Source organism: Williamsia sp. Y712 (assembly GCF_059445525.1).
In genome coordinates, this window is the sequence record NZ_JCAIUN010000003.1 from 827,426 (window position 1) to 847,784 (window position 20,359).

The following is a 20,359-nucleotide window of genomic DNA, read 5'->3' on the forward strand; positions in this document are numbered from 1 at the left end:
GGGACGCGCAATATGGTTTTGTTGCTGGTCAAGACAGATGAGGTCAAGAGGTTGCGTCGCTTTCTTGCGTGAGGCCCAGGAACGTTGTGATGTTGGTGCTGACGGCCTTGACCGCGTCCTCGGGGCCCAGTGCTTCGACCACCGCGGCGATCGACTTCTCTGAGTAGCCGAAGCTGCTCTCGTTGTGCGGGTAATCGGACGACCACATGACGTGATCGATCCCGATCTGGTCGATCAGCTCCAACCCCAGCGGGTCGACGATGAACGAGGCGCTCATGTGGTTGTCCCAGTAGTGTCGAACATCGTGTTCGACAGGGCGATTCAACATGTGACGGAACGATGCGAGCATGTGTTCGGCATCCTGGATGGCTGACGGAACCCAGTTGATGCCACCTTCGAACCAACCGATCTTGAGGCCCGGATGGCGATCGATGATGCCGCTGAAAATGTACTTGGCAAACATCTCGCGGAACGGGGCGACGTTGTGCATCATGCCGACGGCAACACTGTTGACCTCGCACGGGCTCGACAACGGTGCCTCGCCGATGTGGTGGGCCAGCGGAACCCCGGACTCCTCGATGGCATCCCACACCGGGATCATCGACGTGCTGCCGTAGTCGATGGGTGTGCCCTCCAGGTCCTTGCCCGCCGAGAGCGGCATGAGGAAAGTCTTGAGGCCCAACGACTTCAGCTCGTCAAGGGTGCGACGGGTACCGGCGGCATCCCACCAGTTGATCAGTCCGACTCCGAAGAATCGTCCGCCCGATCGCTCCTGGAGGTCGGCGATGTACTCGTTGTAGATCCGGAACGCGCGTTCGCGGATGTCGCGGTCCGGGTAATACAGCAGTGCCAGAAGCGCGTTGGGGAAGGCGAGTTCCTTGGAGACACCGTCAGCGGCAAGCTCGTCCAACCTCGCCTCGAGGTTCGCGCTGCCGGATCCGACCAGGGGGTCGTACTGCATCAGTACGTGGCTGAAATCTCCGGGTAGGAAAGATTTTCCCTTGCGTCCCAGTTGAAAAGCCCCCTCCTCGTACCACACTCGCGGAGCCTTCTCCTGAAGTTCGGCGGGGAAGCGTTCGAAGAAGATGTCGTCGGCGAGTGAGATGTGATTGTCCGCCGAGAACACCTGGGTCCCGGTGGGGAGTCCGAGGTCGCCGACGGCGTGGCCGCGACGATCCTTCGGAGGAGCCAATCCTTCCGGCGGATACAACGATGCGCTGGTGGTATGAAGCGACATTACTTCTCCATTTGTTCGACTGGTTGGCTGAGTTCACGTGACGCCGATGAAGACGCCGGATACGCCCGAGCTCACTCTGGCGCGCGGGGGGAAGTGGACAACCTCGTGATCGACTCCAGGTGCGTGACGATTCCATCGCCGGCTGTTGCGACGGAATTCGAAACGGTCCGCACCGAGCAAGGAGCGCACGGGCAACAAAAGAAGTTGCATTCCGTTCTTCGGGCTCATGGAAAACAACAATCTGCTGCAGCGGAAGTCACATTATCACGCACTCCAGGTGTTAGCCAGAGCGTATTTCCCGCCATTGTGACGGGCGTTCGGGCCGGGTTGCGGGGCGTGCTCCGGTGCATCTGACGAAAGGCCACACAGGGTTTACTTATGCGTGTAAGTTGGCGGTCGAGTGAGTTGGGTGTCGTGATGGCTGCACGTCGAGATACCAGCCCGACAAGCTTGGGAAGGGGAGTCCGGTGGCGTTCTGTGTTTCGGCTGTTGGTGCTGGTAGGGGCGATAAAGTGCTCTGCCAGTCGCTGGGGTCGCCGCGCGGCCGCGCTGGAGTCGAGCGGTGTGGACGTCGGCGACAATGGCGGCTGTACCGCGGGAAAGGCGTGTGGGCCCCGGGTCGGGTCTTCCGTGCTCCGAGTCGTGACGATCGAGGGTGGGAGCCGGCCGCGACATCAATCAAATAAAATGGCGACAATTCGCGAATTGAATCGAATGCAAACTGATGTGCGGGCACATCGGCGCTATTGGTCGTTTTCTATTTCCGCGTGCAATTGATTTGCTTTCTTCTGCATTGAGCACAACGGAACCGGGTGGTCTTCCGGGGTTGGTCCGGTTCAGCTGGGCAGTGTGGCCGTCAGCGATGTCCAGTCGAAGTCGCCGTGATCGCTACCGAGGCCGGTGGCCACAATTCCGGCCACCGCGCAGCCCAGCTGTGCCGATCGCAGGAGATTGAAGTCCGCCATCCGGCCGGCGATGAAACCGGCCGAGAATGCGTCGCCGCAGCCACTGGTGTCAACGACCTCTACTTCGGTGGCGGCGGCGTGTTCGGCGGCAGCCGCCGTGACGACCCACGCCCCTTCGGCGCCTGCCGTGACCGCCACGCATCCGACACCCCTGTCGATGAGGACGCGGCATCCGGCGATCAGATCGGTGGCCCCGGTGAATCCGAGAACCTGCTCGTCGTTGGGTAGTAGATAATCCAGGTGTGGCAGCACCGGGTCGATCCAGGCCAAGACGCCGGGGTCGCCCGGTGCGAGGATGTCGGCGGAAATCGTCACCCCCGCAGCATGTATCGCTTCCAGAACCTTCACCAGTTCGGTCGGATTGAGCAGTTCGGGTGCGCCGATGTGCACGTGGTCGGCGCTGGTCAGCAGATCGAGTGGGACCTGGTCCAGTGGATAGGTGAGATTGGCACCGGGCATGTGCAGTGCCGGCCGGTCACCGTTACTGCGGATGGGCAGCACACTCATCGACGTCGGCTGATCCTCCACGCGCACAAGATGTTCGGTGACCACACCGTGGCGTTGCAGAAGCGTGGTCAGCAGATCGCCGGAGTCGTCGTGTCCGATCGCGCCGACGGTTGATACCGCAGCGCCCAGCTTCGCGAGCGTGATCGCCGTGCCCCCAGCCGGACCCGCAGGCACCAGCCGGATGTGCGGAACCAGCACCGCACCCTGGCCTTCTGGGATCTCATCGACCGGATGTACCACCACGTCGAGGACATGCGCTCCGAACGTCACAATCTGCATCTGTCATCTCCTGCTGATCGGCGAGTAGCCACGCGTTGCGGCAGCGACCGCCACCGCGAAGAGCTGTTCCTGGTTCAAGACGGCACCGTCTCCGACCGCTGCGGTCCGCAGGTAGATCTCCGCCAGCCATTCGACGAGTTCGATTCGTTCGCAAGCGGTTTCGATCGAGTCGCCGTACGCGACCGATCCGTGGTTGCGCATCAGCGCGGCGGTGCGCTCGACGAGGGCCCTGGCCACGGCGTCCGTCAGCTCCTGGGTGCCGAAGATCTCGTGCGGCGCCACCTTCACGCCGCCGCCGACCAGCGCCGCGGTGTAATGCACCGCCGGCAGTTCATCGACGAGATTGGCCACCGCGATCGATGCCACCGGGTGTGCATGGACCACGGCCTTCGCGCTCGTCGACCGATAGATCTCAAGATGCAGGAGCAGTTCGGACGTCGGTGTGTAGGCGCTGTCAGCCACCACCACGCCGTCGAGGTCGGTGACCACCGTCTGATCCGGTGTCAGGAGCTCGAGGTCGGCACCGCTGGGTGTCACGAGGATCCGGTCCTCGACACGGATCGACAGGTTGCCCCCGGTGCCGATCACGAGGCGATGGCGGGCCAGTCGATGGGCGGCGCTCACCAGCTCGGCGCGCTGATCGTCGAAGTCCATGGTGACGAGGCTAGCGGTGGGTGGCGGTGATCGGTGGGAGATCACCGCCACCGGCGATGACTTGCTCGGTCTGGCCGGGGGACCAGCGGCCCCAGGTTCGTCAGATCGCCGGAGCCAGGGCGCTGAGTGCAGATCGTGAGAATCGCCCGGCCGGTGCGAATTTCGCCAGGATGGAATCGGCGTCCTCGCCGGTCACCGCGGTGATCAGTGCCTTCGCGTCATCGACCGAGTTGATCGAAAGGACCGGCGACGGGTCGGACAGCAGCCCGAAGAGTGCGGCACCGAACTTCGGGTTGGTGGCGGCAGCCGGGAACAGAACCGCGGCGTAGTCGGCAAACAACGGGTCGCGCAGGAAGATTCGGGTTGCCAGGTTTGCGGCATCGACTCGGCTGGTCAAGAAGTTGTTATAGGTGTCGGTGATCCAGGCGTCATCGAACTCGCCCTCGTGGTCCTTGGCCGCGACGACCAGCTGTGCTGCCTGGATGAATCCACTCTGTGCGCCCTGGCCGGTGATCGGATCGTAGGCCACCGCGGTGTCGCCCAATGCGGCGATGCGGTGTCCACTTGCGGTGTGACCCAGCGCGTTACGCACGGTTGGCGTCACCGCACCTTGTAGCCACGAGTGCGGATCCTCTTCGATGACCCGGGTGCGCAACACTTCGGGCAGATCCCAGTCGAAGTATTCGCGGTGCAGGTCGATGACCACCTTGTGCGCTGAGTGGGCATCGGTGACCGACTGGAAGCGCCGCTCCCACTCGCTGCCCGGCTGTGCCCAGCCGAGGAACGACCACGACGGTCCGGCGTCTTTGTGCAGGTACGGACCCCACCAGCCTTCACCCTGATCGGCGAAGTTGAAGGCCTGATGCTTGCCGCCTGCCGGGCTGCGGTGCGCAAACACGTCCGGACCGTGGTCGAGGCCCTCGACGGTCAGCAGCAGCACGCTGCGCTGCGGACTCTTGTAGGGCGACCTCGCCTCGTCCACCGAGAACAACTTGGCCAGTCCACCTTTGCCGGTTGCAACCAGCGTCAGGTCGTAGTCGCCGGCAATCGTGTCGAGCCGGTCCGGGTCGACCTCCTCGACGATGAACGTGCCGCCCTTCTCCTGGAACTGCGTGATGCGCTCGTCCACCTTGAGCCGCGTGTCGACTCCGATCGCCTCGAAACCGGGGAAGTCGGCGTCGAAGTCGAGGAGTTCGGTGTAATCGTGGCCGCTACCGGTGATGGTGCGGGCACTGATGCCGGTGACCTGCGGGGCACGGCCGGCAAAGGTGTCGACGCCGAGTGCGGCCTCGGACTCCTGCGACAAACCGAAGGTGACCGCGGTACCGGTGGCGGAGACATCGCGAAACAGGCTCTGCTGGTTTCGGTCGCTGTAGACGGTGACGTCGAATCCGGCGTTCAGGAAGCCAACGGCGGCAGAGATACCGGTCTGACCGGCTCCGATGATGGCGACGGATCGGTTGGTGCTGCTCATAGGGTGCTCTCCGATGCTCGTACGAAACGTATGTGCGGGTTGGCGATACGGTGAGCATCCGCTGGATACGAGGTCGACGGAACCCTTCTGATCAGGGGGAGATTAACTACCGACGTGGGGGATCCACCTCAACGGATGGTGATGCGTCCCTCCGGTCTCGTCCCGCTCTGGTGTCGTGGCACTAGAACCCGTGGTTCACGGCCTCGACGTTGTTGCCGTCGGGGTCGCGGAGAAAAACGCCGTAGTACGTCGGGTGATATTCGGGCCATACTCGCGGCTCGTGCAGGATCTCGGCGCCTGCTGCCACCGCGAGTCTGTGGATTTCGTCGACCGCCTCACGGCCGGATGCGGTCAGTGCCAGGTGGACCGGGCGGGTCCCGGGGTCGACGAGCGGCCCGAACCAGAGTTCCGGGAAGTCGCCCGTCCCAAGGCCGACCACAAGACCGTCCGGGCGTTCGAATCGCATCACCTCGTGAACCTCGAGCGGCGCGAAGACGCTGACGTAGAACGCTGCGCTGGCAGCCGGATCAAGTGACTGCAATGCCAGATGGTCGATCATTGCCTGATGGTAGATCACAGCAACGGTGAAAGATCTTGAACTGCAATGTTCTTGCGGAGGCATACAGTCGGCAGGGCGAGTTGTCTACGACAGAAGAGGTGTGCAGGTGTCACGACTGGAGAACAAGGTTGCATTCATCACCGGGGTAGCCCGTGGACAGGGACGGGCGCATGCGGTCCGTCTGGCGAGTGAGGGCGCCGACATCGTCGGGATCGACCTTGCGGGCCCTTTGCCGGGTGTGCCCTATGACTCCGCGACGCTTGACGATCTCGCCGAGACCGTGGCCTTGGTGGAGGCGCAGGGTCGCAAGGCGCTGCTGCGTCAGGGCGATGTCCGGGACCTCGACGCATTGAAGGCACTGGCAGTCGACGCGGTTGATCAGTTCGGCGGTATCGATGTGGTGGTCGCCAATGCGGGTATCTGCATTCCCGCGACGTGGGATGAGTCGACGCCGGAGATGTTCCGCGATCACATGGACATCAACGTCACGGGGGTATGGAACACGGTGATGGCCACCGCGCCTGCACTGGTCGAGCGTGGTGGCGGATCGGTCATTCTGATCAGTTCATATGCCGGCAAGAAAGTGCAGCCGTTCATGGTGCACTACACCACGAGTAAGCACGCGGTGACCGGCATGACCCGCGCGTTTGCAGCGGAACTCGGCGCACACAACATCCGGGTCAACAGCGTGCATCCCGGTGCTGTGGCGAGCCCGATGGGGTCGGGGGACATGGTCGCGCGGATCGAGGAGACCGCCGCCGCCAACCCTCGATTGGCGGTGATGGGTACTCCCTTCCTCAACCAGTACGTGGCCGAACCCGAGGAGATCTCCAACGCCGTGGCATTCCTGGCCTCGGACGAATCGTCGTTCATGACCGCAGAACACGTATCCGTAGATGGCGGTGCTCAGTACTTCTGACCGCAAACCCGCCTACGGTTGATGTCGTGGGCGAGACAACAGGTACTCCGGAGCGGATGACGGCTGCCGAACTGCTGGCGAAGCTGGTGGATGAGGGCAGCTGGCGACCCTGGGACGTCGAGTTGACGACGCTGCCCGACGATCCGGCGTACGCGGCCGACATCACACGCGCCCGCGAGAAGACCGGACTGGACGAGTCGGTTCTCTGCGGAGAGGCCACGCTGTCCGGTGAGCGCATTGCCGTGGTGGTGAGCGAGTTCGGGTTCCTGGGTGGGTCGATCGGCCGCGAAGCCGGACGACGGGTGGTCGCGGCAATCCGGCGCGCTACGTCCGAACAACTTGCTGTGCTGGCGCTTCCGGCTTCCGGTGGTACGCGGATGCAGGAGGGGACACCGGCGTTTCTACAGATGGTCAACATCACCGCTGCCGTGGTCGACCACAAGGCGGCGCGTCTGCCGTACTTGGTCTATTTGCGGCACCCGACAACCGGTGGGGTGTTCGCTTCTTGGGGTTCGTTGGGGCATGTGACGCTGGCCGAGCCCGGCGCGTTGGTCGGATTCCTGGGCCCTCGCGTCTACGAAGGGCTCTATGGGCACGAATTCCCAGCCGGGGTGCAGGTGTCGGAGAACCTGCGGTCGCACGGGCTGATCGATCTTGTTGTTGCCGTGGATGAGCTGGGTGCGACGGTGTCCCGCATCGTCGGCCTGCTCGAACCTTCGGAATCCGAGGGCGATACGCAGCCGGCATTGAAAGATGCGGCTCCGGTGATGGCGCAGGATCCATGGGACGTGGTCACGGCATCGCGCGCCACCGACCGGCCCGGGGTTGGTGACCTGCTGAAGCGTTCGACCGGCGAGTCGATCGAGTTGGCGGGCGGCGGTGAGGTCGACGCTCGCAGCGGAATCATATTGGCGTTGGCGAGTTTCGGTGGTGAGGCGGCGGTGGTGGTGGGCCAGGACCGCAACCGGCAGGTACCCGGCGCACTGATCGGTCCGGCAGATCTGCGACTCGCACGACGAGGGATGAGGCTGGCGCAGGGGCTCGGTCTTCCGTTGGTGACGGTGATCGATACGCCGGGCGCAGACTTGTCCTCCGATGCCGAAGAGGGAGGTTTGGCCGGCGAGATCGCGCACTGCATAGCGGAGTTGAGCGCGCTGACCGTGCCGACGATCTCTGTGCTGTTGGGACAGGGTGCCGGCGGTGCGGCGCTGGCATTGTTTCCAGCCGACCGGGTGATTGCGATGGAGAACTCCTGGCTCTCACCGCTACCGCCCGAAGGTGCCAGCCTGATCGTCTATCGCGACACCGACCACGCAGCGGATCTGGCTGCGCAGCAGGGTATTCGGGCCACCGACCTGCATGCATCGGGCATCGTTGACGTGGTGCTCAGTGAATCGCCTCTCGATGCCGCGGACTTTCTCCCTGACCTGGGAGCCCGCCTCGCCTACGAGCTTGCCGAACTGAAGGCGCTCGCCATCGATGAACGACGCCAACGCCGCGACGATCGCCGACGCCGGATCGGCGACGCGGTCGGCTGAGGCGACTTCTTCGTCGCACCCCGGGTTCGGCAACGGCTGGTTTCGCCGACTCGATCTCGTTCACTCGTTCGATGATGATTGTGAACTCTGACCAAGTTGTTTTCGCAGGTCAGGGGCGGCGCGGCGGAAATTCGGCTACCGTCGAAGGATGGTTAATGTTCAACGCACGTTCACGGTCGAAGCGCCGGTCGACAAGGTCCGCGCATACCTACGCGACTTTGCCAATGCGGAGCAGTGGGACCCGGGAACGCAGAAATGCACGCAAGTCGGATCCGGGCCGGTCGTCCTGGGTACCGAGTGGGACAACACCTCGAAGATCGCCGGGATCAGGACCCACCTGAAATACAAGCTGACCCGCGACGACCCTGATCGGGTCACCCTTGAGGGCGTCAACAAGACCGCAACCAGCATCGATGATATTTCGATCTATCCGCAGGGGCCGGCGAAGACGTCGGTTGCTTACCACGCGCATGTCGTCTTCAACGGTGTCGCGAAGCTGTCGGATCCGGTTTTCGGGATGGTCTTCAAGCGTCTCGCGGATGAGACGCAGAAGCAGATGACAAAGTCGCTCGGCGCGCTCTAGGTGATCAGGCGTCGCACCGACTCGGGGATCTGACCTTCGGTGTCGGTGATGGGTCTGTCATAGACGGTTCGCATGGGTATGTGTCCGGTCCAGGCATCAGAGTCGACGGTGCCGGGACCACCGGCGCGCGCTTTGGTGATCCATTGGCCATCGACGATCGGCAGTGCCAGGACGATCGTTGCGGCGATCTCCTTGCCGGTGTGTGGACGCACTTCAGCGCTGCGGCCCGGCAGGATGCTGTCGCCGAGAACGTTCAGTGCCTCGCGTGGATCGACAGTGGAGTTCTCGATGGTGCCGCGCACAACCGCTGATCGGTAGTTCATCGAATGGTCGAAGAGGGTGTCGGCAACAACCAGCCCGTCGACGACAAACGCCGAGACCGCAACCGGTGCTCCGGCGGCAATATGGCGCAACGCCCCGGCTCCGGTCGAGCCGTGCATCAGGATTGTGTCGCCGTGTCGGGCGATCAGCATCGGCACCGACCACGGCAACCCGTCGACAACGGTCGACACGGTCGCGACGTGTGCCTCATCGAGAATCTCGTTGAGCAGTGCGCGGTCGCCGCGGCGTTCTTTCTTGCGATTCAGTTGATCCACGATCTCCCCTTGGCTGCTGCTGTTCTCTGCGCTCAAAGTCCCACCGAAGCGTAGGGATGGTCAAGCGGAATCAGTGGAAGGCGGCGAAGCTTCTGCCTGGTGCACGGACTGCCGGCGACGTCACTCGCTGGCCACCGAACTGAGCGCGAGTGGTAGAAGGTAGGGATATGACTCTCATCAGTGTTTCGGAGTTGGCCGATCAACTGGCATCCGAGCGGGACAACCTGCGGATTCTCGACGTGCGGTGGTCGCTGCCCGCACCGGACGGACGCGAAGCCTCTGCGGCAGCGCATATTCCGACCGCGGTCTACGTCGACCTGGAGACCGAACTGAGCGACCACTCGATCGAGGGGCGGGGCCGTCACCCGTTGCCGTCGGGCCAGGCGTTGCAGACGGCGCTGCGTCGCTGGGGTGTCAACAACGGCGACACCGTGGTGGTCTACGACGACTGGAACCGCGCCGGTTCTGCCCGCGCCTGGTGGGTGCTTCGTGCGGCGGGCATCTCCGATGTCCGGATTCTCGATGGCGGCTTGAGTGCGTGGGTGAAGGCCGGTGAGCCCGTTGCCGCCGGAGAGACCGCCGTCGTCGGTGGTGACGTTGTGGTGTCGCAGCCGGACCTCTACGCCGGCGTCTTGCCGACGTTGACCGCTGAGCAGGTCGGCGAATTTGCCGGTGTGCTGGTGGACGCCCGTGCACCCGAACGGTTCCGGGGCGAGGTCGAGCCGGTCGATGCGGTGGCCGGGCACGTGCCGGGTGCCGTGAATGCACCGAGCACCGCCACCCTGGACGAAGAGGGTTTCTTCCGGCCGCCGCAGCAGCTGCGGGAGTTCTTCTCCGGCGTCGGGGCCGACGGATCGGCGCCGGTCGGCGTGTACTGCGGGTCGGGTGTCACCGCAGCCGTCGACCTCGTGGCACTGCAATTGGTGGGTGTCGATGCGGCGTTGTTCCCCGGTTCGTGGTCGCAGTGGAGCTCGGATTCGGCCAACCCGGTGGCCACCGGCCCGGCGTAACCCGGGGGCCTACGGCAGTTCGGGCGTGCGCGGCGGGACCGGCCTGGGATCAGCGGCGCTTTCGAATGCCGCGGCCATCGACAACAACAGGTTGTCGTCATAGGCCTTGCCCGCGAACGTCAGCCCGATCGGCATCTGGGTGTCGGCCATCAATCCCATCGGGACGGTGACGGTCGGGATGCCGCAATGGCGAATCGCGAGATTGCCGTTGGAGTAGCGCACGCCGTTGGCCCACGCGATGTCGGCGGAGGCAGGATTGACGTCGGCGTCGGCGGGACCGACATCCGACTGTGTCGGGAACACCACGGCATCAATGTCATTCGAGTCCATCCAGTCCTCGAAGTCCAGCTTTCGGGTGGTTTCGAGCCCGTTTAATGATTGCTGCAGATTGGGCAGATCCTCCAGTGCAGGCACACCGTGCTTGGCTCGTTCGACGGTGACCGAGAAGTCCTCGTCTTCGACGTCGTAGCGGTCGGGGAGTGCGCCGTCGGGATGGGGGAAGATCTGCGGTCCGTCGACATCGGCCAAGGCCGACAGGTTCGGATCACCGTTGGCGTCGAGGAAGTCCTGCCAACCCCACATCATCAGAACACCCATCTCCCAGGCGTAGTAGTCGGGCGGAACCAATCCGCGGGTGACCATGCTCCGCGCGTCGGGCCGGTCCTCTTCATGGTTCTCGACCACCGGGAAGTCGGTCTCGGTGACTGTGGCACCCAACGACTCGAGCACGATGCGGGCCTTGTTCCATCGGTCGATGATCGACTGCCTGGTGTGTACCGGATCCCTGCCCTGGTCATCGTGGTTGATGTACATCCGGGGGACCGCAAGGCGCTTGCCCTGCAACGCGGCGGCGACGGTGAGTGTGGGATAGCTCGGTGGTCTGATCGCAGAGGGCTTCGGGAGCTCGACCACCTGCTGCATCCGCCAGAAGTCGCCCCGGGTCTGCTCGTCGTCGTCGACGATGACATCGAGGATCTCGAGCATGTCGGCGACCGTGCGGGTATGCGGGACAACAACATCCATCGTGGCGTACAGCGGCCAGTTACCACGCATCGAGATCACACCGCGGGAGGGCGTGTACGCGACCAGCCCGTTGTGTGAGGCCGGCGCTCGCCCCGACGACCAAGTCTCCTCACCGAGACCGAACGCCGCAAAACTGGCCGCCGTGGCGGTACCCGACCCGTTGGACGAACCGGAACCGAACGAAGACGTGAGAAAGTCTGCGTTGTAGGGACTTTCGGCGCGCCCGTAGAGTCCGCGCTGCATACCGCCAGCAGCCATCGGTGGCATCGTTGTCAAGCCGAGACAGATGGCACCACCGCGACGCAATTGGGCGATCGCAAAGGCGTCGTCCCCGGCGATCAGGTCTTTGAACGCCGGAGAACCGGCCGCGACCGTGAGCCCTCGCACCTTGTAGCTGTCTTTCGCGGTGTACGGAATGCCGTCGAGCGGACCGAGCACCTCGCCGCGCTCGCGTCGTAGATCCGAGGCCCGCGCCTCATCGAGCGCATCCGGGTTCATCACCGGCACCGCATTCAACCGGATGCCGTTGTGGTCGTAGTGATCGATCCGATCGAGATAGCGCCCGACCAGTTCGACGCTCGTGGTTACGCCCGTGTCGAGGGCCAGGCGCAGATCGGCGATGGACTTCTCGACAACACGGAACGTCCCGGCGGTACCCATGGCGTTCAGAATGCCATCAGACCTCGGCGGCCGGCTCGGTCTTGAGCGCTTCGAACCGTGCTTCGACGTAGGCCGAGATCGTGACCCGACCAGGCTCGAGCTCGATGACCTGGCGGTCTTCGAGCTCGCCGGGAGGCGCACCGGACACAGCCATCGCGCGCGGAATCCCGCCGTCCGGCTCGAAATGCTGACCGCCCGTGGTCAAGCCGAGCATCCCGGGATCTGCGATCGCCATGGCATTGAACTCGCTGTAGCCGAGACCCTGCGTGTATCCCTGGGCTTTGGCCAGTGCGTTGCGGACGGCCAGGTCGCGAACCTGCGCGGTCCGCTTTGCTTCGGCCTTGCGGCTGAGCCACCAGTGGATCCGACCGACCGCGACCTCCTCCATCTCGGAGACCTGATCGATGAAGGCGCCCAGCGCGCTGAAGTCCTTGAACGTCACCCTGACCGACGCGGATGAGCGGTACACCCACGGGCGCTCCTTGGCTTCCCAATCGTAGGGCCGGTACCGGTCGTGACGCAGCTGATCAAGAGACCATCGCTGCAGGGGTGAGGCGGTCTGCTCTTGGAGTGCCTTCACCAGATCGGTGACGGTGGTGACCGCAGCCGTCACCGGTTCGGACGCGCCTTCCCGGGTGGCGCCGTCAGAGTGCACCGACAGATGCACAGTGCAGCGGTTCGGGGTGAACTGCCGGTTCGCGTGGCCGGAGACGGTGATCGTGACGGGGCGAGGAATCATTGCTGCAGTGTGCCTGGGTGGTCTGACATTTCGGCGCCGTCGGAGGCGAGCGCATCGGCGATGACGCGGCGCGGCGGTATGACAAAGTGGTCGGGTGATGCTCTTTCCGTCGTTGACCCAGGCCTCCCTCACCAATAGGGCGGATGACCCCGCCTTTGTCACGGTCGGCGACACCATCCTGTCGCGAAGCGATCTCATCGGTGCGGCCACCTCGGTCGCCGAGCGGATCCGCGGGGCCAGGTGCGTAGCGGTGCTGGCGCAGCCCACGGCGCAGACCGTGGTCGCCGTGGTGGGTGCGCTGATCGCCGGCGTCGCCGTCGTCCCGGTTCCTCCGGATGCAGGCGCGACCGAACGGCAGCACATGCTGACCGACTCCGGTGCCCAGGCCTGGCTCGGCGCGGCCCCTGAGGACACCGCAGGTCTGCAGGTTCTCCCGGTTCGGATGTACGCGCGGTCGTGGCACAGCCATCCCGAACCGCATCCGGATTCGACGGCGTTCGTCCTGTACACCTCCGGCACCACCGGACTCCCCAAGGGCGTTCCGATGAGCCGCCGCGCCATCGCCGCCGGCCTCGATGCCCTCGCGGACGCGTGGGCGTGGACCTCGAAAGACGTGTTGGTACACGGCCTTCCGCTCTTTCACGTTCACGGCTTGATCCTCGGTATCCTCGGTCCGCTGCGAGTCGGCAGCGCCGTGGTCCACACGGTTAAGCCGACTCCCGAGAACTACGCCGCGGCCGCGGGCACGATGTACTTCGGTGTCCCGACTGTCTGGACAAGGATCGCCGCCGACGAAGAGTCGGCCCGCGCATTGGCACCGGCCCGACTGCTGGTGTCGGGGAGTGCTCCGCTACCGGTCCCGGTGTTCGAGAAGATCAAAGCGCTGACCGGCCACGAGATCGTCGAGCGTTACGGGATGACCGAAACCCTCATCACACTCAGTACCCGTTTCGACGGTGAACGTCGTCCGGGCTGGGTCGGTTTCCCCATCGCCGGAGTCGAATCCCGCCTGCGCGACGACCAGGGCGCCGAGGTTCCGCATGACGGAGAAACCATCGGCAACCTTCAGATTCGTGGTCCGATGGTGTCGCAGGGGTACCTGAATCGGCCCGACGCCACCGCGGAATCGTGGAGTGACGACGGCTGGTTTGCCACCGGCGACGTCGCCGTCATCGATCCCGATGGCATGCACCGGATCGTCGGACGTGCATCGATCGACCTCATCAAATCCGGTGGCTACCGCATCGGTGCCGGTGAGATCGAGACCGTGTTGCTCGGCCATCCGAGCGTGCATGAGGTCGCCGTGATCGGTGTGCCCGACGACGATCTGGGACAGCGCATCGTTGCTGTTGTGGTCGGAGATGACATCAACGAGACCGAACTCATCGACCTCGTTGCCGCCGAGCTCTCGAACCATAAGCGGCCCAGGGAAATTCGCGTAGTTGACGAACTACCCCGTAACGCCATGGGTAAGGTGCAGAAGAAGCTGTTGCTCTAGGGGACTATGAGGAGGCTTGGACATGCATGCATTCCGCGCGGCGGTCGAGGAACAACGGATCGATGACATCGCAGAGATGCTCGACGAACACGTCGTCTTTCACAGCCCGGTCGCCTTCAATGCCTACAAGGGACGCGACGTCGTCGACATGATCCTGCGTGCAGCCTTCGACACGTTCGAGGATTTCACCTATGTCCGAGAACTGAATTCACCACTCGATGGCTACACCGGCCTGATATTCAGGGCCAAGGTCGACGGCCTGGCCATCGAGGGATGCGACTTCATCCACGAGACACCCGACCACCTCATCGACGAGTTCACCGTCATGCTGCGCCCGATGAAAGCCACACAACTGTTCTCCGAGAAGATGGGCGCCAAGCTTCCGGCCCGGTGACATGGCAGACCTTGAGTGCGGTGAAACGGAAGACTGCTACTCAGGTGCCTTCGACGCCTGAATTGTCTGCATCAGCGCCGCTGCGTTGTCGTCGGTCATCTGGTACGTGTACACGACATCGGTCAGGCTCTCGGCTGTTGTATGGGCCTCTGCTGCTAGCTGGCCAAGTGCGGTTCGCCACGCGTCGGCGAACAAATGAACGGAGCTGCTGACTGTCGGCGACCAGGTCCCACTGTCGTCGCCGGCGTTGGTTGCAGCCTCGGTCAGCGCGTAGTTGGCTTGGTACCAACCATTACTGATCGCTAGTACCTTCGCATTCTCGATCTCCATCTTCAGCCTTTCGCATCGGTCAACGGGACGGCTTCAAATCTATCGAGGTCGGCGCTCGAGTCAGTTGCCGAATTTGTGTGTCGGTGAGGTTGGGAATCTCGAGCGAGTGGCCGTCGAGTGTGATTGCAGCTTCGCCGGAGGGGTCGATGCACAACTTCAACAGGCGGCCGTGCTTTTTCGCAATCAGTTCGCGATCGGTTGGCTTCCCCTCGGGGATCCAACCTCTGACGATCAGTCGATCGGCCGCCGTGCCGATGAGATCGCCCCCTGGACGAGCGGTCGTAACGGCATGAATGATCGGACGAATTCGGTCGGGATGGTCGACGCTGAACTGGATGTCTGCGGAGTCGGGGTCGTGGTCAGAGATCCATGAGTGCATCCACAGGGCCAGGAATTCGGTTTCGAGTACCTGGACATCGCGCCAAATACGCCCGTGCAGGACGGTGTCGGCATGCCCTGCGCCGGATTCTGCGGTTGTCCTCGGTGGCTGTCCCGGATGATGAATATGCTGCACGCGAACCCGCGGATCCGTGATCGCCGCTCTCGCAACCTGCAAGAGCTCGCGAACAAAGCGTTTGTCTTGGTCGTCAGTATCTCTTCCCATTATTCGTCCGCCCACAATTTGGACGTGAATCCGGTGATCTTACGTTTGTCTGCCTCGGAGATCGTCCCGCTGTCCTCTGCCTCTTTGAGGAAGTAGCAGGGACTGGTGACGCTCATGAGTAACGGGTCAATGGACACGATCGTGACGGAGTAGATGTCACTCGTCCCGCGGTTGGGGTCGGAGTCAGTCCAAGCGATGGGCAGCGCTGCAAGGAATTGATGTACTTGCGCTTCGGTGAACGGAGTTTGCGCATCGAATGGCACGTCCGCGCTGTAAAGGACGCCGTTGTAGTTGATTCCGAACGAAGTCGGCGTGCTCTTCGCGGTGCACCCGGACCACTGTTCTTCGGCACGTTCTTCGTTGAGGGTTGCGCCGTGGGGCTCGACGGAGTTGATCACCGACGCCATGAGTTCTCGCCCGTGGAGCCGGATGTCTTGTGCCTGTGCCCGGTTCAACGGAGAGTCCGCATCCACAGTAGTTGTCGAACTCGGAAGCGGGGACTGGGTCTCACTGCTGCAGGCGGCCGCCAGAATGATCACACCGGTCATCACCGTCGGCAACAACAATGTTCGGAATCGTATGCGCTGCTTCGGGATCACTAGGAACCTCCTCGGTTGCGTTCGCTCGCAGGATCGGCACCGATGTCGTAAACCTGTGCATCACTCTTTCGGTCCTCGTGGGTAATGGTGGCACCGTCGTCGCTTGCGATTCTGACCAGATTCAACAGTGATTCGGTGCCTCGCTGGTAATAGCTGTTGTGGGGGCCGACAATTCCTGAGTCTCCACCCTCGGCTTGGAACCTCTCGCCACCGAATGAAGTGCTGGCCGGGTCGGTACCCAATGCCGCCAGTACGCCTGGAATGTCTTTGGTACCACCAAGGTTCGCGACCGGGTCGTTGGATGCTGAGCCGACGTAGACATTTTCGGCACCGATACCGAACTCCGCGGCTGTTTCGCTTCCGCCGGCTCCCGGTGACCCGATCAAGGTGACCGAGTCGATATCCTCCGAAAGGCGTCCGTTGTCCCCGGCCCAGCCGGTGGTGACCGAACCGTAGCTGTGGCCGATCACATGTAGATCGAGTTTGTCTGCCGCACCATCACCTTGGCCAAGGCCGAGTTGATCGCGGGCTGAAACGAACCCTTCGATATCCGAGGCCAGCAAAGCGCCGCCCTCTTGTGCGGCATCGGGACCTGCGACGCTGAGGACATCGCTGCCGCTCGGCGCGTCGTAGCCGATCCACGCAACTGACGCGATGTCCGCACCGGTTCGATGCACCTCTTCGTACAGTGTGGTCGCAGACTCGACATTACCGCCGGTTTTGGTGATGTCGGTTGTCATTCCGGGGACGTTCCACGCAACATTCTGAGCAGTATCCATGTCGCCGATACCGACAATTGCCTTTCCGTCGCCGCCGAACGCGCGCGGATCGTATCCGTAGAGCAATACGGTTGCGCCAGGTGCTGCTTCCTCGCCTTTGGTCAGGCCGTCTTTGACCGCGTAGGCGGCGACGAGGGACTTCTCGGCATCGCGTCGCTCGGATTCACCGACGGTCGGCTCTCTTGCGGTGATGAAGCCCTTGAACGGTGCATGGATGATCGCCTCCGATTGCGCGATGTCTCGGTCGAGGGTCTGTCGGTTGGCGATGTCACGAACGGCAGCTGGTAGGCCCTGCCCATTGCCGAGGGACTCCGGGAACTCCTGCAAAAGTGCTTCCTGCTCAGATGCCGTGAGTCCGGCCCACCACCGCGCGCGTTCCTCAGCCGACAGGGCAGCGAGGTCCTGGAGGTGTATGCCATGGGGGAGTTTGTCCAGCGCGGATCGTGTGGCCTGCGCCGGATCGTAACCCTCGGCTGTCATTGAATTTTGAGTTGCAGAAACGCCTGCGTAGTTGCCGAGCGCCGTGACCAAGGCTTTTTCATTCGCCTCGGTGTCGAGCCGTAGCTTTTCGTTGTCCGCGTTGCAGGTATTCGCTTGGTTTGTCAGATCCGTTGAGCGATCTTGAAGGGCCGCCAACGTTTCCTCGGGGACCTCTTTGCCCTCCCACTCGAGAACTTCGTCCTCGAAGTTGCGGATCGTGGTCACCAACGTGGCGCGGCGTTCGTTGAGCTCTTTGTGTGTCTTCTTCAGCTCGGTCAGGGCGTCGGCGTATACGAGCAACGCCCTTGCGCCGCGCGTGAGCCCCGCGTACGCAACGGCTGCCTCCGCACCGAATGGTGCGATAGCACCGAGATATGCCGACGCACCCCGGCCGGACCATGCTCCGTTGCTGACCCCAACGTTCTTCTTGGCTCCGTCGTCAGCGAAGTCTTGTTGCCCTTCGGCTGTGTTGGCCGCTGTTGTCAAACGCGTGCTCATGTCCTCGGCGCTCGCCGGGTCACCCTCGACTTTTGTCATGTGAACGGGCTGCGTAGGAATTGCAACAGAAGCCATATCCACCCCCCTAGTTCCGCCCCCGGACACCGTGCATCGACAGGTCTGCGAAACGCCTGGCTTGGGAGGGTTCGCTATCAGACGACGACGATGAAAGGAGTATGCCCTATGCCGTTGAAGTCCCGAATATTTCGATGGACGCCGACTGTCACCGTGTTCCGCGTTGTCCACATCTCCCTTACCTGTTAACAGGAGAGACGGGGTTGGGGCCCGATTGCCTCCTTTATGGCGATCGCGCACCTAGCGTCAAACTCGTCCAACGACATTGGGGGAATCTGATGGCACCAGTACTCAAGGCAGATCGTGATGCGCTCGCCATGCTCGCGGCCGATTTGTGGACCGCGGCGCGTGGTATCCGAGCGATCGACATCCACACGGCGTTTGTGGATCTACTGCGAGGTTTCGCGGGATCCGACGTAGCTGTCGCCTGCGAAACGGCGGAGCAGCAGATCGAGTCGGCCCTCGAGCGCGTCGCAACTCGTGTTGATGCGTTGGCGCAGAAGAACGCGCTCGCCGGAACAACATATGGCATCACCGACGGCCAATACGCCGACTCGATCAGCGGTTTGCTGAAGCTGTGAACGATGAGCAAACCGACTGTGTCACAGGTGCGTACGTGGTTGACTCATGCACAAGCGCTCTCGGACGCCGCCACCGAGATCGATTCTGCGGTCGACTCATTCGACATGCGGATGAATGACATCTCACGCGCTGTCACAACCACGATGCAGGGCTGGCAGGGCGACACAGCCGAAGCATCACAGGCCCGCGCTGACGCAGAAACGCAGGCGAGTAGCCGCTTGGCGATCACCATCCTCGACATCGCCGACGACATCAACCGGCTCGGGCCAGACATCGTCCACTCCTGTCGGGTTGCCCGTGACCGCGCAAATTCCATCGCATGGCTCGGCTACCTCGTTGCCGACGACGGCAGCGTCACCGCGCCGGCCGGTTCCCGGCCCGGCTATCCCACCGACATCCCGGCGAGTCTGCCGATCCGCGACGCCCGGGCGCTGGCCGACCGAAAGGCCGCGGGCCATCAGCTGTGGTTGTTGGAAGCACTGATCGCTGCCGGTCAGGCTGATTCGACCCTGGCCGTCCAGATCACCAAGACCCTCGAAGAGTTGGTGCTCAATGCCGAACGGGCGACCGCGCCCATCCCGCTACGGCAAGCCGTGCAGGAACTGGTGGATGGCAGACGCAAGCTGCCCAGCGATCCGTACCTGCTCAAGACCCTCTGGGATGGTCTGACCTCTGCAGAGAAGGCAGCGTTGTGGAATAGCAACCGCGACCTCGGCAACATGGACGGGATACCGGTTGCCGACCGTGATCACTTCAACCGCCGGTATTTGCTCGAGTTGGAAACGGCGTCTCGTGACGTGCTCGCGAATGACGAAGCGGGGCAATCACGTCGTGACAAGGCGCAGCGGGACCTTGTTGCGCTGAGTGCGGTGCAGAACGCACTCGGGGACGAGGTCGGTGGGAGGAAGCGCTATCTGATGCAGCTCGATACCAAGGGCCGCGGGGCGATTGCGGTCAACAATCCCGATACCGCCGCCAACGTCGTCACCTACGTACCGGGGACGGGATCGAAACTCGGCAAGATCAGTGGGGGAGTCGATCGCGCGGAACGGATGGTCCGTGCTGCGAGTCCGCATGGAACGACGGATACCGCGGCCATTGCTTGGTTCGGCTACGACGCACCACAGGACATCGGGGCAGCCGGGTCCGGTGCGCCGGCAGTGCAGGGAGCCAAGGCGCTTGTTGATCTCCAAGAGGGCTTGCGGGCGACTCGCGAAGGAGGGAGTCCCTCACACAACACCGTCGTCAGTCACTCCTACGGGACTGTTGTCGCTGCCGAGGCGGCCAGCGGCGATCGGCAACTGAACGTCGATGACCTGGTGTTTGTTGCCAGTCCAGGGTTGGGCGGGCCCGATGACGTGAACGACCTGAACTTGACCGGTCCCGATGATCGGCCCAACTCTGACCGGATCTGGGCGACTGTCGCGAGGAACGATTGGATCGACACGATCGAGGGAGTCCACGGCGCCGACCCTCATGACAGGGGGTTCGGTGCGCAGGTCTTCACCTCCGACAACGGTCCGGGAATCAGTACCGCCGCACACAGCAAGTACTGGGACGAGGGCTCGGAGTCACTGCGCAATATCGCCCGAATCGTGACAGCGAAGTACGGGGAGGTGCAGTATCCGGAAACCGCCACCTCGGTGAACGTCCGGTGAATTGGGCCGGGGGTGCCTGACCAGGCGATTTGACGCCGACGGACTTGTTCCCGTAACTTTCTTCAAGTCAGCGAGTGAGGCGCCGGAGAGCAGGAAGCCGGGGGCCGAGAACACCGACA

The 20,359-nt window shown here is 63.2% G+C and carries 19 protein-coding genes; 8 read left to right on the forward strand and 11 right to left on the reverse strand.

Features of this window, described 5'->3' with window-relative positions; translation table 11 throughout:
• Positions 1 to 43: 43 nt before the first annotated feature.
• The 5 genes from AC1D75_RS23105 to AC1D75_RS23125 all read right to left on the reverse strand — a co-directional run bounded on the left by AC1D75_RS23105 (position 44) and on the right by AC1D75_RS23125 (position 5,675).
• Positions 44 to 1,237 (reverse strand): amidohydrolase family protein, encoded by a 1,194-nt coding sequence (locus AC1D75_RS23105; RefSeq protein ID WP_495517635.1) that lies wholly within the window; start codon positions 1,235 to 1,237, stop codon positions 44 to 46.
• A gap of 836 nt (positions 1,238 to 2,073) precedes the next feature.
• Positions 2,074 to 2,988: a carbohydrate kinase family protein gene (locus tag AC1D75_RS23110; protein WP_495517636.1), complete on the reverse strand. Its 915-nt coding sequence runs from the start codon at positions 2,986 to 2,988 to the stop codon at positions 2,074 to 2,076.
• Between the two features lie 3 nt (positions 2,989 to 2,991).
• Positions 2,992 to 3,642, reverse strand: a complete 651-nt coding sequence (locus tag AC1D75_RS23115; protein WP_495517637.1) for a class II aldolase/adducin family protein — start codon at positions 3,640 to 3,642, stop codon at positions 2,992 to 2,994.
• Between the two features lie 100 nt (positions 3,643 to 3,742).
• Positions 3,743 to 5,116: a styrene monooxygenase/indole monooxygenase family protein gene (locus AC1D75_RS23120; RefSeq protein WP_495517638.1), complete on the reverse strand. Its 1,374-nt coding sequence runs from the start codon at positions 5,114 to 5,116 to the stop codon at positions 3,743 to 3,745.
• Positions 5,117 to 5,297: 181 nt separating this feature from the next.
• The gene (locus AC1D75_RS23125) at positions 5,298 to 5,675 is read right to left on the reverse strand and encodes a VOC family protein (protein ID WP_495517639.1); all 378 of its coding nucleotides are present in this window, start codon (positions 5,673 to 5,675) and stop codon (positions 5,298 to 5,300) included.
• Positions 5,676 to 5,781: 106 nt separating this feature from the next.
• Between AC1D75_RS23125 and AC1D75_RS23130 the strand changes: the two genes are divergently transcribed.
• The 3 genes from AC1D75_RS23130 to AC1D75_RS23140 all read left to right on the forward strand — a co-directional run bounded on the left by AC1D75_RS23130 (position 5,782) and on the right by AC1D75_RS23140 (position 8,715).
• Complete coding sequence (locus AC1D75_RS23130) at positions 5,782 to 6,594, forward strand: mycofactocin-coupled SDR family oxidoreductase (RefSeq protein ID WP_495517640.1); 813 nt, start codon at positions 5,782 to 5,784, stop codon at positions 6,592 to 6,594.
• A gap of 56 nt (positions 6,595 to 6,650) precedes the next feature.
• Complete coding sequence (locus tag AC1D75_RS23135; RefSeq protein WP_495517702.1) at positions 6,651 to 8,132, forward strand: carboxyl transferase domain-containing protein; 1,482 nt, start codon at positions 6,651 to 6,653, stop codon at positions 8,130 to 8,132.
• A gap of 148 nt (positions 8,133 to 8,280) precedes the next feature.
• Positions 8,281 to 8,715: an SRPBCC family protein gene (locus AC1D75_RS23140; protein WP_482139986.1), complete on the forward strand. Its 435-nt coding sequence runs from the start codon at positions 8,281 to 8,283 to the stop codon at positions 8,713 to 8,715.
• Here AC1D75_RS23140 and AC1D75_RS23145 read toward each other — a convergent pair.
• On the reverse strand, positions 8,712 to 9,311 hold the full coding sequence (locus tag AC1D75_RS23145) for a pyridoxamine 5'-phosphate oxidase family protein (RefSeq protein ID WP_495517641.1): 600 nt from the start codon (positions 9,309 to 9,311) through the stop codon (positions 8,712 to 8,714). The two genes, AC1D75_RS23140 and AC1D75_RS23145, sit on opposite strands and share 4 nt — an antisense overlap.
• Before the next feature lie 167 nt (positions 9,312 to 9,478).
• On the opposite strand from AC1D75_RS23145, the gene AC1D75_RS23150 reads away from it, so the two are divergent.
• Positions 9,479 to 10,321 (forward strand): sulfurtransferase, encoded by an 843-nt coding sequence (locus tag AC1D75_RS23150; protein WP_495517642.1) that lies wholly within the window; start codon positions 9,479 to 9,481, stop codon positions 10,319 to 10,321.
• Between the two features lie 9 nt (positions 10,322 to 10,330).
• Here the strand turns inward: AC1D75_RS23150 and AC1D75_RS23155 are convergent, their stop codons facing one another.
• Together AC1D75_RS23155 and AC1D75_RS23160 are read right to left on the reverse strand one after the other, a co-directional pair.
• Complete coding sequence (locus tag AC1D75_RS23155) at positions 10,331 to 12,004, reverse strand: amidase (protein ID WP_495517643.1); 1,674 nt, start codon at positions 12,002 to 12,004, stop codon at positions 10,331 to 10,333.
• A gap of 16 nt (positions 12,005 to 12,020) precedes the next feature.
• Positions 12,021 to 12,743: an SIMPL domain-containing protein gene (locus AC1D75_RS23160; protein WP_495517644.1), complete on the reverse strand. Its 723-nt coding sequence runs from the start codon at positions 12,741 to 12,743 to the stop codon at positions 12,021 to 12,023.
• Between the two features lie 97 nt (positions 12,744 to 12,840).
• On the opposite strand from AC1D75_RS23160, the gene AC1D75_RS23165 reads away from it, so the two are divergent.
• On the forward strand, positions 12,841 to 14,241 hold the full coding sequence (locus AC1D75_RS23165; protein ID WP_495517703.1) for an acyl-CoA synthetase: 1,401 nt from the start codon (positions 12,841 to 12,843) through the stop codon (positions 14,239 to 14,241).
• Positions 14,242 to 14,263: 22 nt separating this feature from the next.
• Positions 14,264 to 14,635: a nuclear transport factor 2-like protein gene (locus AC1D75_RS23170; protein ID WP_495517645.1), complete on the forward strand. Its 372-nt coding sequence runs from the start codon at positions 14,264 to 14,266 to the stop codon at positions 14,633 to 14,635.
• A 36-nt stretch (positions 14,636 to 14,671) separates the two neighbouring features.
• On the opposite strand, the gene AC1D75_RS23175 is transcribed toward AC1D75_RS23170, so the two are convergent.
• The 3 genes from AC1D75_RS23175 to AC1D75_RS23185 all read right to left on the reverse strand — a co-directional run bounded on the left by AC1D75_RS23175 (position 14,672) and on the right by AC1D75_RS23185 (position 17,964).
• Positions 14,672 to 14,965 (reverse strand): hypothetical protein, encoded by a 294-nt coding sequence (locus tag AC1D75_RS23175; RefSeq protein WP_495517646.1) that lies wholly within the window; start codon positions 14,963 to 14,965, stop codon positions 14,672 to 14,674.
• Positions 14,966 to 15,568: 603 nt separating this feature from the next.
• On the reverse strand, positions 15,569 to 16,135 hold the full coding sequence (locus AC1D75_RS23180; protein WP_495517647.1) for a hypothetical protein: 567 nt from the start codon (positions 16,133 to 16,135) through the stop codon (positions 15,569 to 15,571).
• Between the two features lie 32 nt (positions 16,136 to 16,167).
• Positions 16,168 to 17,964 carry an alpha/beta hydrolase gene (locus AC1D75_RS23185; RefSeq protein WP_495517648.1) on the reverse strand — a complete coding sequence of 599 codons (1,797 nt, stop codon included), beginning with the start codon at positions 17,962 to 17,964 and terminating at the stop codon, positions 16,168 to 16,170.
• 314 nt (positions 17,965 to 18,278) lie between these two features.
• On the opposite strand from AC1D75_RS23185, the gene AC1D75_RS23190 reads away from it, so the two are divergent.
• Both AC1D75_RS23190 and AC1D75_RS23195 read left to right on the forward strand, forming a co-directional pair.
• Positions 18,279 to 18,581, forward strand: coding sequence for a hypothetical protein (locus tag AC1D75_RS23190; protein WP_495517649.1), 303 nt, complete (start codon positions 18,279 to 18,281; stop codon positions 18,579 to 18,581).
• Between the two features lie 3 nt (positions 18,582 to 18,584).
• The gene (locus AC1D75_RS23195) at positions 18,585 to 20,240 is read left to right on the forward strand and encodes an alpha/beta hydrolase (protein ID WP_495517650.1); all 1,656 of its coding nucleotides are present in this window, start codon (positions 18,585 to 18,587) and stop codon (positions 20,238 to 20,240) included.
• The last annotated feature ends 119 nt before the right edge of the window (positions 20,241 to 20,359 follow it).

Excerpts from the sequence above, each read along its gene's own strand:
- AC1D75_RS23105 (WP_495517635.1), bottom strand. The coding sequence starts at position 1,237 with ATGTCGCTTCATACCACCAGCGCATCGTTGTATCCGCCGGAAGGATTG.
- AC1D75_RS23110 (WP_495517636.1), bottom strand. The coding sequence starts at position 2,988 with ATGCAGATTGTGACGTTCGGAGCGCATGTCCTCGACGTGGTGGTACAT.
- AC1D75_RS23115 (WP_495517637.1), bottom strand. The coding sequence starts at position 3,642 with ATGGACTTCGACGATCAGCGCGCCGAGCTGGTGAGCGCCGCCCATCGA.
- AC1D75_RS23120 (WP_495517638.1), bottom strand. The coding sequence starts at position 5,116 with ATGAGCAGCACCAACCGATCCGTCGCCATCATCGGAGCCGGTCAGACC.
- AC1D75_RS23125 (WP_495517639.1), bottom strand. The coding sequence starts at position 5,675 with ATGATCGACCATCTGGCATTGCAGTCACTTGATCCGGCTGCCAGCGCA.
- AC1D75_RS23135 (WP_495517702.1), top strand. The coding sequence starts at position 6,651 with ATGACGGCTGCCGAACTGCTGGCGAAGCTGGTGGATGAGGGCAGCTGG.
- AC1D75_RS23140 (WP_482139986.1), top strand. The coding sequence starts at position 8,281 with ATGGTTAATGTTCAACGCACGTTCACGGTCGAAGCGCCGGTCGACAAG.
- AC1D75_RS23150 (WP_495517642.1), top strand. The coding sequence starts at position 9,479 with ATGACTCTCATCAGTGTTTCGGAGTTGGCCGATCAACTGGCATCCGAG.
- AC1D75_RS23155 (WP_495517643.1), bottom strand. The coding sequence starts at position 12,004 with ATGGGTACCGCCGGGACGTTCCGTGTTGTCGAGAAGTCCATCGCCGAT.
- AC1D75_RS23160 (WP_495517644.1), bottom strand. The coding sequence starts at position 12,743 with ATGATTCCTCGCCCCGTCACGATCACCGTCTCCGGCCACGCGAACCGG.
- AC1D75_RS23165 (WP_495517703.1), top strand. The coding sequence starts at position 12,841 with ATGCTCTTTCCGTCGTTGACCCAGGCCTCCCTCACCAATAGGGCGGAT.
- AC1D75_RS23170 (WP_495517645.1), top strand. The coding sequence starts at position 14,264 with ATGCATGCATTCCGCGCGGCGGTCGAGGAACAACGGATCGATGACATC.
- AC1D75_RS23175 (WP_495517646.1), bottom strand. The coding sequence starts at position 14,965 with ATGGAGATCGAGAATGCGAAGGTACTAGCGATCAGTAATGGTTGGTAC.
- AC1D75_RS23185 (WP_495517648.1), bottom strand. The coding sequence starts at position 17,964 with ATGACAAAAGTCGAGGGTGACCCGGCGAGCGCCGAGGACATGAGCACG.
- AC1D75_RS23190 (WP_495517649.1), top strand. The coding sequence starts at position 18,279 with ATGGCACCAGTACTCAAGGCAGATCGTGATGCGCTCGCCATGCTCGCG.
- AC1D75_RS23195 (WP_495517650.1), top strand. The coding sequence starts at position 18,585 with ATGAGCAAACCGACTGTGTCACAGGTGCGTACGTGGTTGACTCATGCA.